At 66.6% G+C, this 11,985-nt stretch carries 11 protein-coding genes; 4 read left to right on the top strand and 7 right to left on the bottom strand.

Going from position 1 to position 11,985, the window contains the following annotated elements; translation table 11 throughout:
- Nucleotides 1-20 precede the first annotated feature (20 nt).
- Complete coding sequence (gene msrB / locus CIT37_RS14600; RefSeq protein ID WP_028144330.1) at nucleotides 21-533, bottom strand: peptide-methionine (R)-S-oxide reductase MsrB; 513 nt, start codon at nucleotides 531-533, stop codon at nucleotides 21-23.
- Between the two features lie 87 nt (nucleotides 534-620).
- Nucleotides 621-2,090, bottom strand: a complete 1,470-nt coding sequence (locus CIT37_RS14595) for an NAD(P)/FAD-dependent oxidoreductase (protein ID WP_028144329.1) — start codon at nucleotides 2,088-2,090, stop codon at nucleotides 621-623.
- 91 nt (nucleotides 2,091-2,181) lie between these two features.
- On the opposite strand from CIT37_RS14595, the gene CIT37_RS14590 reads away from it, so the two are divergent.
- Nucleotides 2,182-2,718 (top strand): SixA phosphatase family protein, encoded by a 537-nt coding sequence (locus tag CIT37_RS14590; RefSeq protein WP_028144328.1) that lies wholly within the window; start codon nucleotides 2,182-2,184, stop codon nucleotides 2,716-2,718.
- A gap of 47 nt (nucleotides 2,719-2,765) precedes the next feature.
- Nucleotides 2,766-3,191: a universal stress protein gene (locus tag CIT37_RS14585; RefSeq protein ID WP_095425732.1), complete on the top strand. Its 426-nt coding sequence runs from the start codon at nucleotides 2,766-2,768 to the stop codon at nucleotides 3,189-3,191.
- Nucleotides 3,192-4,169: 978 nt separating this feature from the next.
- Here CIT37_RS14585 and CIT37_RS14580 read toward each other — a convergent pair.
- Nucleotides 4,170-4,406 carry a DUF1127 domain-containing protein gene (locus CIT37_RS14580; RefSeq protein WP_026201826.1) on the bottom strand — a complete coding sequence of 79 codons (237 nt, stop codon included), beginning with the start codon at nucleotides 4,404-4,406 and terminating at the stop codon, nucleotides 4,170-4,172.
- Between the two features lie 186 nt (nucleotides 4,407-4,592).
- Between CIT37_RS14580 and CIT37_RS14575 the strand changes: the two genes are divergently transcribed.
- Nucleotides 4,593-5,936 carry an aminotransferase-like domain-containing protein gene (locus CIT37_RS14575; RefSeq protein ID WP_038951240.1) on the top strand — a complete coding sequence of 448 codons (1,344 nt, stop codon included), beginning with the start codon at nucleotides 4,593-4,595 and terminating at the stop codon, nucleotides 5,934-5,936.
- 8 nt (nucleotides 5,937-5,944) lie between these two features.
- Here CIT37_RS14575 and CIT37_RS14570 read toward each other — a convergent pair whose 3' ends face one another.
- On the bottom strand, nucleotides 5,945-6,532 hold the full coding sequence (locus CIT37_RS14570) for a hypothetical protein (RefSeq protein ID WP_028144326.1): 588 nt from the start codon (nucleotides 6,530-6,532) through the stop codon (nucleotides 5,945-5,947).
- 66 nt (nucleotides 6,533-6,598) lie between these two features.
- Here CIT37_RS14570 and CIT37_RS14565 point away from each other — a divergent pair, with 66 nt between their 5' ends.
- Nucleotides 6,599-7,033, top strand: coding sequence for a hypothetical protein (locus CIT37_RS14565; RefSeq protein WP_038973689.1), 435 nt, complete (start codon nucleotides 6,599-6,601; stop codon nucleotides 7,031-7,033).
- A 62-nt stretch (nucleotides 7,034-7,095) separates the two neighbouring features.
- Here CIT37_RS14565 and CIT37_RS14560 read toward each other — a convergent pair whose 3' ends face one another.
- From CIT37_RS14560 to CIT37_RS14550, 3 genes are all read right to left on the bottom strand, one after another.
- Nucleotides 7,096-9,495, bottom strand: coding sequence for an EAL domain-containing protein (locus tag CIT37_RS14560; RefSeq protein ID WP_095425590.1), 2,400 nt, complete (start codon nucleotides 9,493-9,495; stop codon nucleotides 7,096-7,098).
- Between the two features lie 113 nt (nucleotides 9,496-9,608).
- Nucleotides 9,609-11,012, bottom strand: coding sequence for an MFS transporter (locus CIT37_RS14555; protein WP_095425591.1), 1,404 nt, complete (start codon nucleotides 11,010-11,012; stop codon nucleotides 9,609-9,611).
- Nucleotides 11,013-11,155: 143 nt separating this feature from the next.
- The gene (locus CIT37_RS14550) at nucleotides 11,156-11,662 is read right to left on the bottom strand and encodes a YciE/YciF ferroxidase family protein (protein ID WP_028143273.1); all 507 of its coding nucleotides are present in this window, start codon (nucleotides 11,660-11,662) and stop codon (nucleotides 11,156-11,158) included.
- Nucleotides 11,663-11,985: the final 323 nt, after the last annotated feature.

Raw genomic sequence — 11,985 nt, 5'->3', positions numbered from 1 at the left:
CCGGAATGACAAGGTGAACTCTACGTCGCTGACGCCGCCGCGGGGTGGAAAACCAGCCCGAAACCGTCAATGCAATAGCGCAATCCCGTCGGCTTCGGACCGTCGTCGAAGACGTGGCCGAGATGGCCGCCGCAGCGCCGGCAATGCACCTCGGTGCGAACCATGCCGTAGGCCCGGTCTTCGGTCTTGCCGACATTGCCCTCGATCGGCTGGTAGAAGCTCGGCCAGCCCGTACCGCTCTCGAACTTGGTCTCGGACGCGAACAGCGGCAGGTCGCAGCCGGCGCAGGCGAAGGTCCCCTTGCGGTGCTCCTTCAAGAGCGGACTGGAGCCGGGCCGCTCGGTGCCGTGGTTGCGCAGAATCTCATATTGCTGCGGCGTGAGCTGGGCGCGCCATTCAGCCTCCGTCTTCGTGATCTCGAACTTTTCCGCGGCTTTCTCGCCAGCCTCGGCGGGCGTTGCTCTCAGCCAGCGGAAGGCCCCAAGGCCGAACAGGCCGGCGGCAGTCGTCAACAGGATGCGGCGGTCAAACATCTCATTCTCCGTGCGCGGGCAATCCACGCCCTGAGATACGGGCTTCTGTCGGCCGAAGTTACACGTCCGGGCGGAATTTCTCTCAACTTATTGGGAGACGGCGCCATCATGCGAGGCCGGTTCCACAACCTGCTCTGCCTCCCGGGCCGGGCGTTTCGGCGGCGGGGCCGGTCGCGGCCTGACGCCGGACGGTGGGCGGCGCGGACCAGTGCCGGCGGCCCGGTTGGCCTCGGCAAGCCGCGCCTCGCGCTCCCTGTCCTTGACCCTGGCACGCTCGCGGTAGCGGGCGAGCGAGCCTGCGGCGGCGGAACTCGCCCTGCCCCAGATCCCGACCAGCTGGCCCGCGACCCGCCCCGTGGCGCCGCCCGCCCAGACCAGCTCGAACGGCGAGAACAGCTTCCAGCGCTCATCCCCCCACAGGATGCTGCGCGCGATCATCTGCCCGGCCATGGCGGAGGTGTTCATGCCCTGGCGGCCGAACCCGCTCGCCACCCACAGGCCTTTGCGCAACTGGCCGATCTGCGGCATGCCGTGCACGGTCTGGCCGGTGGCGCCACCGAACATATCAGTGACCTCGACATTGCCGAGCTCCGGAAAGATCGTACGTATCCGCCGCCTGACGCTGCCTGCAAAGCGCTGCGGACGCGCGGCCCAGGTGGTCTCCGGGCTCTCCCACATCAGCCGGTCGCCGTCGACGATGCGGAAATGGTCGACACCGTCGGAATCCATCACCGCTCCCTTGAAGGCGATGATCTCGTGCACGCGCTCGCCGAGCGGCGCGGTGATGCCGGCATAGCGCCAGACCGGCAGCAGCGTCTCCGACAGGCGCCGCAAGGGCGCGCCGAGATGGATGTTGCCGGCAAGCACGATGTGGGTCGCGCGCATACGCGCCGACGGCGTGACGATGCGTTTGCGGATGCCGGAATGATCGATGCTGACGACCGGCGTGTCCTCGAAGATGCGGGCGCCTGCCCGCCGCGCCAGCGCCGCAAGGCCGTGCACATATTTGCGGCCGTCGACCTGGAACGCTTTGGGATAATACACGCCGTGGAAATAGCGATCGGTCCTGAGCACCTCGCGGACGCGATCGACCTGCCAGCCTTCGACCTCGGTGTCGAAATCCTCGTTCAGCATCTGCAACCGGCTGATCAGACGGTCGCCGGCGTCGACGTTGGAGACCTCCAGCACGCCATTGCTCGGGGCGATCCCCGGCATGTTCTCTTCCGTGGCGTTGGCGCGGACGAACTCGGCCCCCTCCTTGGACAGCGTCCACAATTCACGCGCGTCCTCGAAGCCGATGCGCTCGATCAGGTCGGTGAGCGGCAGCGCAAAGCCCGGCAGCACAGTGCCGAGCTGGTTGCCGGAGGCGTTCCAGCCGATATGACGGCCTTCGAGCACCGCGACGCTGGCCCCGAGCCGGGCCGCCTCCAGCGCGATGGAGAGCCCGGCAAGCCCGGCACCGATGACGCAGATGTCGGCGTCGAGATCGAACGACAGCCGCACACGGTCGCGAAAGCCGGCTTCTTCCTGGGACACGCTTGTGAAAGTCTCGCTCATGCCGTTTTCTTAGAGGACTGAGCGGGCGCTTGTCACCTTGTCCTCACCCGCGTCTGTACATTATCAGCGACCGTAACGATTCGAGAATGCCATGCGCCGTTTGATGCTGCTGCGTCACGCCAAGACCGAGACCGACGCGCCGAGCGGCCGTGACCAGGACCGACGGCTCGATGATCGCGGCCACAAGGATGCCGCCCGGATCGGCGACTGGATCGCCGCCCACCCGCCCTTCCCCGAGACCGTGCTGGTGTCGCACGCCGTCCGGGCCCGGCAGACCTGGGACATCGCCTGGGAGGCGATGAAGGACCGCGTCCCGACGCCGCAGGTCGAGATCCTGCCGGAGCTCTACGGCGCCGATCCCGCGCAGATCCTGGAGTCCATTCGCACCGCAACCGCCCCGGCCGACCCGAAGCAATTGCTGCTGGTCGCCCACAATCCCGGCATGCACGAGGCCGCCTTGATGCTGATGGGCGGCGGCGATCCTGATGGCGCCAGGGCGCTCGCTGACAATCTGCCCACCGCGGGGCTTGCGATCTTCGATTTTGACGTCAAGGATTGGGGTGACGTGGCCTACCGCCGCGGCAAGCTGGTGCTGTTCACCAGCCCCAAGCTGCTTCGATCGGGATGATCGCGACGACCGGCAAAAGTTGCTGACTGGAAGATTTGGAGGCGCAGATGTTCAAGTCCATCCTCGTGCCCATCGACCTCGCCGACACCGACCTCGCCAAGCCGGCGATCGCGACCGCGGCAACGCTGTCGCAGACCTGGAGCGGCCAGGTGCGCCTGCTCCACGTGCTGCCGATGACGCCGGTGATGCTGGCCGAATACGTGCCGGCCGATTTCGACGAGCAGCAGCGCCAGACCTCGGAAGAAGCCCTCGCCATCGTCGCACGCGAATCCGGCATCGAGGCTTCCCGCATCTCCAGCGTGGTGCGCCAGGGCGGCATCTACCACGAGATCCTGGAGGAAGCCGTGCACATGAAGGCCGATCTGATCGTGATGACCTCGCACCGGCCGGCAATGCGCACCTACTTCCTCGGCTCCAACGCCGGACACGTCGTGCGCTACGCCAAGTGCTCGGTGCTGGTGGTGAGGCACTAGGCTCTGACCTATTCCCGTCATTGCGAGTGTGACGATGCTGGTGTGCGTCGGAAACTCCGCTCTCGTGCCCCGGACGCAGCGCAGCGCTACTTCAGCGGTGCGCTGCAGAGCCGGGGCCCATGCATCGGCGGATTGCGTGGCCTGCTAGGTCCCGGCTCTGCGCAGCAACGCGAAGGGCGTTGCAGCGCGTCCGGGACACGCGAGCTACCAGACCTTGCGTTGCCCGACGGGCAAAACACACCGTCTATCGGTCAACGTGCGGTGGCCAAAATATTCCACTTTACCGAAATTCGGAAATCACGTATGTGTCGCGACAACCCGGCCCAAGGAAGAGGGGCGTATCGCGATCGTCACGAACGCGGGCCGGGCGGCGGTGGACGTGGGTCACATCGGCGCGAAGGGTTTTGCAGGGCGGGTAACCGTGAGCGAAGACCTCGCGCACACGACCGGTGTGATCGGCGTACGGCAAAACCGTGTGGTCCTGACGCCCGGGGTCTGTGCGTCAAGTGTTGCGGTGATGGGTGTCGTCCAACCGGACGCATCCGTCAGCCATCCGCAAGGCGACGGGGGCAATAGTGCAACGCTCCCCGGGGAGAGCACGACATAAGCCGTAAAGCCACTGCGCAGGGAAGGCCGGGATGTCCTGGCTACACCTGTATGCCGCTGTGCAGATTTCCTTACTGCAACATCGCACAGTGGACCGCGGGTGCCAGCCGGCTCCCGGCCTTCCCTGCGCCCTCTTTCAATTATGAGGGTGAAGAGATGAAGCAAAGCTCGGGCGAGCTGCGCCGCGAGGATGACGAACCATGTCTATCGTTGAACAAAGGTCTCGTGCCCCGGACGCAGCGCAGCGCCTCTTCGGCGGTGCGCTGCAGAGCCGGGGCCCATGTGGCAGCACGCGTTGTGGCCCTCTGGGTCCCGGCTCTGCGCAGCAACGCTTACGCGTTGCAGCGCGTCCGGGACACGAGAGAGTTCGCCTCACAGATACCGCGTCAGTTCGGCCTTGACCTGCCCGTAGACGGCGTCCTCGATCTGGCTGCGCGTGATCCCGATGTCGCGCAGGGCGCGGTCGTCGAGCTCGTTCAATGTCTTCACCGCCGAGCGGCGCTCGAGGCGGTTGAACAGCGCATAGGCGCCCTGGGCGAGCGTTGCAAAAAATCCGCCCGTTGAGGATGGGCGTAAACTCCGCCCGGCAGTTTGCGAGATCGTGGTCATGTTTCTTCTCCGGCCTGTTGTCCCGCGCGGCGAAGCAGGTGCCGTTGGCGCCGACGCCGTCAGCGTCTGCACCTCATTTGCCGTCGGATTGCTCTCGCTCTCCTCGGCTCAATCGTGGAACTTGATGGAACTTAAATGCTCCAGTACACTGCTCGGAGCAAGTAAAACATTGCTCTCGGTGCAATAATGTCAAAGTTCGAGTACGTGAAGCTTGCCGATGCCATTGCCTCGGATATCTCTAACGGCACGTTAAGGCCCGGCGATCGGCTGCCGCCGCAGCGCAATTTTGCCTATGACCGTGGCATCGCGGTCTCGACCGCGAGCCGGGTTTATACGGAGCTGCTTCGTCGCGGGCTCGTCGTCGGCGAGGTCGGCCGCGGCACCTTCATCTCCGGCGACATCAGGCGCGAGGTCGAAGCATTGAGCGAGCCGCGCGATGCGCGGATCGATTTCGAGGTCAATTATCCGCTATTGCCGCAGCAATGGGCGATGATCGCCAAGAGCCTTGCGGGGCTCGAGCGCGTCGACGCGCTCGAATCCGCGCTGCGCGTCTCGACCAGCACCGGCACCAAGAGCGCGCGCAACGCGGCCGCCGCCTATCTCGCGCGCAAGGACTTCGCGCCGCAGGCCGAGCAGATCGTCTTCACCGCCAACGGCAAGCAATCGCTCGCCGCCGCGCTCGCGGCGCTCGTCCCCACCGGCGGCCGCTGCGGCGTCGAAGCGCTGACCTACCCTTACGTCAAGAGCATCGCGGCGCGGCTCGGCATCACGCTGGTCCCGATTCCCATGGACGAATTCGGCGCACGTCCCGATGCGATCCAGAAAGCGCATCGCGAGGCGCATCTGTCGGCGCTGTATCTGCAGCCCATCATTCAGAACCCGCTCGGCGTCACCATGAACGCGACGCGGCGCGCCGACATCATGCGCGTCGCCGAAAAGCTCGACCTCACCATCATCGAGGACACCGTCTACGGCTTCCTCGCCGACGACACGCCGCTCGCCGCGCTCGGCCCGGACCGCTGCATCGTGATCGACAGCCTGTCCAAGAAGGTCGCGCCGGGCCTTGCGCTCGGCATCCTCGTCGCGCCGCCTCACCTGCGCGAGAGCGTGATGAGCGCGGTGCGCACCGGCGGCTGGATCGCCTCCGGCCATGCGCTGGCGGCCGGGCAGCGGCTGATGGCCGACGGCACCGTCGCCGAGCTGACGCGGCTGAAGCGCATCGACGCCGCGCGGCGGCAGCAGACCGCCGCAAGGCTGCTGGCCGGCTACCAGCACGCGGCCGATCCGCGCTCCTATCATCTCTGGCTGACGCTGCCGCCGCACTGGCGCTCCCAGACCTTCGTCGGAGCAGCAGCGAGGCGCGGCATCGCGCTGACGCCGTCCTCCACCTTCGCGATCGCCCATGGCCATGCACCGAACGCGGTGCGCCTCGCCCTCGCGCCGCCCACCTTCGAGCAGCTCGATTCCGGCCTGCGCACGATCGTCTCGCTGCTCGGCACCAAGGAAGAGGATTTCGACTCCACGGAGTAGCGATCGGTCTAAGGCAGCAGGGCCTTCGGCACCTGATCGAAGCTGTATCTCTGCGGCTGGTTGCGCCGGACGAAGCCGCCGACCTGCCAGGCGAACAGCGCGGCAAAGCCGAGGATGAACAGCGCGCCGGCGAACTCGCCGCTCACGAGGGCGCGGATCAACAGGCCCGCCATCGCCACCGTCAGCACCGCCAGGAACGCCAGCACCGCCGCATAGGCCGTGCGGCCGAGCCCCGCCGTCAGCACCGCACGGCTGCCCGCCTTCGCCATCCGAGCGTGCAGCGCGAGGATGAACGCGCGAAAGCCGTTGTCCTGCGGCGCCATCAGTGCCGCGGTCTGCCAGCTCGTCGACAGGATCGCGATGCGGCGGCCGCTGCTGTGAGTGACATCGGCGCGAAAGCGGTGCTGTTGCATCGACACCGGGCGGAACGACAGCCGGATCGCGCTGATCTCGTCATAAGGCCACAGTGAGGTGCGGCCGCCGATGTGCCAGGACAGCCCCTGCTCCGTCAGCTCGAAGCGATGCGCCGAGCCGATCAGCGACGCCTTATAGGCATAGCTCGTGACTGACGTGACCTCGGCTTCCAAGACCTGCATCTCGATTCATCAATCCCGCCCGCGATCCGCTTGCGCGATCGCCCTCGCCCATCCTACAAGCGAGGCATGGCTGAGACGACCTTTTTTCCGCGCCGCCTGATTCTCGGCGCCGCCGTGATATCAGGCGTGCTGCTCGCGCTCGCGGTGCACATGCTGGGCGCGCGCTATGGGCTCGACCTCGGCGGTCTCTGGCGCTCCGACACGCACGAGTTCATACCCGCGGGCGCGGCGATCGCGTGGTGGCTGATCGCGACGGTCGGCTTCTCCGGCGGCTATTTCACGGCGACATTGATGCAGAGCGCCGCCAACGGCCAGATCCCGCAACGGATGCGGCAGTTCCTGATCGCGGTCGGCGTGCTGCTGCTCGCCGGTGCGGGCCAGGTGGCCTCGGCGCCGAGCCCGGTCCCGACCGTCTCGGGCGTGCTGGCCGGGCTCGCCGCGCTGTGCCTCGGCGCGGTCATGGCATTCTGCGGCGCCCATTTCGCCCTGCGCCGCGGCTAGAGCATGATCCGGAAAAGTGCGAAGCGGTTTTCCGAATAGATCATGCCCAAACGATAGGGTCCTCAAGCCGATGCAAGCAGCCGCGGGCGGTTCAGCATGATCGCCACGTCGGAGGCGGGCCGCGGCTTGCTGAACAGATAGCCCTGCGCCTGGGTGCAGCCCTCGCGCCTGAGCAGTTCGAGCTGCGCGTCGTTCTCGACGCCTTCCGCGGTGGTGACGATGCCGAGGCTGCGGCCGAGACCGGTCACGGCGCGGATGATCGCCATGGAATCCTCGCGCGTCGCCAGCTCCGACACGAAGGAGCGGTCGATCTTGATCTTGTCGAACGGGAAGCTGCGCAGATAGCTCAGCGACGAATAGCCGGTGCCGAAATCGTCCAGCGAGATGCGCACGCCCATGGCGCGCAGATCATGCAGCGTGGTCAGCGTCGCCTCGCTGTTCTGCAGCAGCACGGATTCGGTGATCTCGAGCTCGAGGCGGCGCGCGTCAAGTCCCGAAGCTGCGAGCGCCGCGATCACGGATGCGATCAGGTTCGGATTCTTGAACTGCACCGGCGACAAATTGACGGCGAGGTCGACATCGTCCGGCCATGTGGCGGCATCGGTGCAGGCCGAGCGCAGCACGAATTCGCCGAGCTGGACGATCAGTCCGGTCTCTTCGGCCAGCGGGATGAAGTCGATGGGTGCGATCAGGCCACGCTGCGGATGGTTCCAGCGCAGCAGCGCCTCGAAGGCAACGACGCGGCCGCTGGCGACGTCGCGGATCGGCTGATAATACGCCTCGAACTCGTCGCGCTGCACCGCCGCGCGCAGGTCCATTTCCAGGAGGCGCCGCGCCTGCGCGCGGGCATCCATGCCGGTCTCGAAGAAGCGATAGGTGCCGCGGCCGTCCGCCTTGGCGCGGTAGAGCGCGAGGTCGGCGTTCTTCAGCAGTTCGCTCGGATCGCTGCCGTCCTGCGGAGACAGCGAGATGCCGATCGAGACGCCGATCACGATCTGATGGTCTTCGATCTCGTAGGGCGCCGAGATGACCTCGACGAGGCGGCCGGCAAGCGATCTCGCAGCGGTTTCCTCGGAACGACCGATCTGGACCACGGCGAACTCGTCGCCGCCCAGTCGCGCCACCGTGTCGCTCTCGCCGACCGTCGCCTTCAGCCTGCGGCCGACCTCCCTCAACAGCGCGTCGCCGATGGGATGACCGAGCGAGTCGTTGATGTCCTTGAAGTGGTCGAGATCGAGACAAAGCACCGCGAGCTGATCGCCCGACCTGGTGCGGCGCAGTCCCTGCTCGAGCTGCTCGTGGAACAGCACGCGGTTCGGCAGGCTGGTCAGCGCGTCATGGCGCGCCATGTGCGAGATCTTGGCCTGCGCCTCCAGCCATTCGGTGATGTCCTCGAAGGTCGCGACCCAGCCGCCGCCCTGCATCGGCTGGTTGACGACCCGGATGGAGCGGCCGAACCGGCTGACGATGTCGGTCGTGGTGCGCCCCTCGCGCGCGTCGGCCACGAGGCGGGCGAAGAATTCATCCGCGTCGCCCTGCCACTGGCCCTTGGCCTGCTCGTCCCTGAGCACGTCGACCAACAGGCGGCCAGTCAGCGCAATGTCGGTGCGGCGGAGCATGGCGGCATAGCGCTCGTTGAACAGCATGACCTTGCCGTCCGCGTCGAACATGCACAGACCCTGCGACATGTTCTCGAGCGCCGTATCCAGCACCATTTGCTGGGCGCCCAATTCACTCCTGGCGCGGCGGTCGAGCAGCGCGGCCACGAGCGCGATCGCGATGATCGCAACCGCCGCACTGGCCGTGAGGAAGGACAGCGAGGCCGGCGGGATCGACAGACCGCCGATCGCGAGCGTCGGATCCGGCGTCAGCAGCACCGCGCCCATTGCGGTGAAATGATGCGCGACGATAGCGACGGTCAGCAGGACCGTCGCCGTCAGCGCATGGAAGAGGTCGTCGCGCCGCGCGGCCACGAACAGTGCAAGTGCCGCAAAGACAATTCCTGACAACACCGAGGCGGCGACCGTGCTTCCGATCCAGTCCACGCGCGCCGGTATCTCCAGCGCCGCCATGCCGGTGTAATGCATCGCCGCGACACCGGTGCCGACGATGGCGCCGCCGAGGACGATCCCGACCGCCCGCGAGGACGACACGGCGATGCTCAGCCCCACGAAGGTCACGGAGATCGCAAAGACCAACGACAGGATCGTCACCGGGATGTTGTAGGCGCCCGCGCCTCCCGGTCCATAGGCCAGCATCGCGATGAAATGCGTCGCCCAGATGCCGCAGCCGCTGACGGCGGCATCGAGGCCGAGCCAGGCCAGACGGCCGACGCCGTGCGTCGCGCGCGCCCGGTGGAACAGGCTGATGGCCGCCGCGCTGGCGAGCAGACACACCGCGCCGCCAAGCGCGACGAGCCGCCAATCGTGCTGTTCGGTGAGACAGTAGAGAATTTGATGCATCGCAGGCCTCTGATGGACCCGCACTTGACCCGATCAATATGGACAGGTGGTAACCGGCTACGCGCCTGTTGCGGCAATGGTGAACGGAAGATGTGTTCATTCACTCGGATTGTTCATCCTCGCGCCGGCGCACCGAGGCCGATCGCGACGGCGGCGAGCAGCAGGACGGACGCGGACACGACCAGCGCTAGATGCAGGCCCGCCATGAACGCCCCCTCCGCGGCCACCAGTGAGCCGAACAGCGCGACGCCGAGCACGCTGCCGGTCTGCCGCGTCGCGTTCAGAACGCCCGCCGCGATGCCGGAGCGCGCTTTGTCGACGCTGCCCAGCAAGGTCGAGGTCAGCGGCGGAACCAGCAGCCCAAGTCCGCCACTGATCGCGATCATCTGCGCGCAGATCGCCCAATAGCTGGTGTCGGCTTCGATCCACAGCAGGCCGAGACAGCCGACCGCAGACACGCTGGCACCGACGACGATGGTCGGGCACGGGCCGATGCGCTCGGCGAGGCGCGGCGCCAGCAGATTGACCGGCAGCACCGCCGCCATCATCGGCACGAAGGCGAGCCCGGTCCACCACGCCGACAGCCCGTTGATCCGCTGGAAGTACAGGCTGAGCACGAAGATCAGGCCGTAGATCGCGATGTTGACGAGCAGGCCGACCAGCGAGGTCAGCGCGAACAGCCGGTGGCCGAACAGCGACAGCGGCGGCTGCGCCGCGCGGCTCTCGCGCCAGATGAAGAGCGCGGCGAGACCGGCGGCCCCGACGAAGGCTGCGACCACGACCGGATGATCCCACCCGAGCGCACCGCCTTCGATGATCGCGCCGGCCAGCGCCCCCAATGCCCCGATCGCGGCCAGCTGGCCGGGCAGGTCGATCTCGCGCGAGCGGGCCCGCGTGGTCTCGCTGGCGTAGCGCCAGCTCAGCCACAGGCCGGCGAGCCCGATCGGCAGATTGACCAGGAAGATCGCGCGCCAGCCGACCAGCGTGATCAGCGCGCCGCCGACAAAGGGGCCGGCGGTGAGCGCAAGGCTCGCGCCGGCAGCCCAGACCGCGACGGCACGGCCGCGCGCGCGGTCGTCCGGATAGGCATGATTGAGCAGCGCGAGAGAATTCGGCACCAGGATCGCCGCCGCCAGCCCCTGCACCAGCCGCGCTGCGATCAACACGGTCGCATCGGGCGACAGCGCGCAGGCGAGCGAGGCCGCGGTGAAGATGGCGAACCCCGCCATGAAGACCCGCTTGGCGCCGATGCGGTCGCCGAGCGCGCCTGCCGTCAGGATGAAGGCGGCAAACGCGATGGTGTAGGCGCTGACCACCCATTGCAGTTCGGCAACGCCGCCGCCGAGCGTCCGGCCCATCGCATCGAGCGCGGTGTTGACGATGGTGACGTCGAGCTGCACCACGCCGTACCCGAGGCTCATCGCGGCGAGCGTGAGCGAGGTCGCAAGACGCGAACCGGCATGCGCTACGCCGGCTCCGTGGTCGAAGGTCTCATATTTGATGGTGCTTGCGCGCATGATGCCACCTCGGTTGCAGCCCCATGCGGAATATACGCTTCTAGCCTGCCGCCATGCTTCGATAACGACCGAACGATGACGTAGTGCATGCATGCAAACGCCGCGCGGATCACCGCGCGGCGCCATGCTGGTCAAGCCTAAGCTTAGCTGGCCGCGCGCAGGTTCACCTTGCTCTCTGCGAGCTTGGTGAGCTTCTGGTCGGTCGCCTTCTCCTCCTCCAGCGTCTTGGCGAGCACGGTCGCGCAGTCGTTGCGGCCGAGCTGCTTGGCCCAGGCGATCAGGCTGCCGTAGCGTACGATCTCGTAATGTTCTGCGGCCTGCGCCGCGTTGATCAGGGCGGCGTCGAGCACCGCCTTGTCGGCGACTTCGCCGGCGGTCTCGTCGGCTTCCTCGATGATGCCGTCGATCGCCGGACAGTCGACCGCCTTCACGGGGACGCCGTGCATCTTGAACACTTCTTCGAGCCGCGCGACGTGCTGCTTGGTTTCTTCGAGGTGCGTCAAAAAGCCCTGCTTCAGCTGCGGATCGGTGGCCTTACTGGCCATCTTCGGCAGCGCCTTGGTCAGCTGCTGCTCGGCGTAATAGATGTCCTGGAGCTGATGCACGAACAGGTCGTTCATGGTTTTGATGTCTTTTGTGAACAGTCCCATCGTTCCGTCCTCTTCCGGTTTTGTGGAACACGAAGGCAGCGGCTTGCACGAAAAGCCGCTTATTCCACCATGTTCGGTTGCTGATGGGGCCCCAACGAGCACGCGGTATCGACGTTCCAAAAAAGACCCGGCTGGCTTGCGCTGGAACAATGCGGACGGCGCCGGCATCTGAAATCATGTCGGCATACGAAACGCGCGGGGCCGAGCCGGTTTCACGACTCATATGCTTAACGCGCCGCCGATGTGAACCGCGTATGACAAAAGTGACCGGTCCGACGCAGAACCAATTGTTGTCAAGGGCTGCACAAGCCGGTGTTTTTGCC

The sequence above is a fragment of the Bradyrhizobium ottawaense genome, from assembly GCF_002278135.3.
Lineage (GTDB): Bacteria > Pseudomonadota > Alphaproteobacteria > Rhizobiales > Xanthobacteraceae > Bradyrhizobium > Bradyrhizobium ottawaense.
This window is presented reverse-complemented; position numbering and strand designations above follow the sequence as displayed.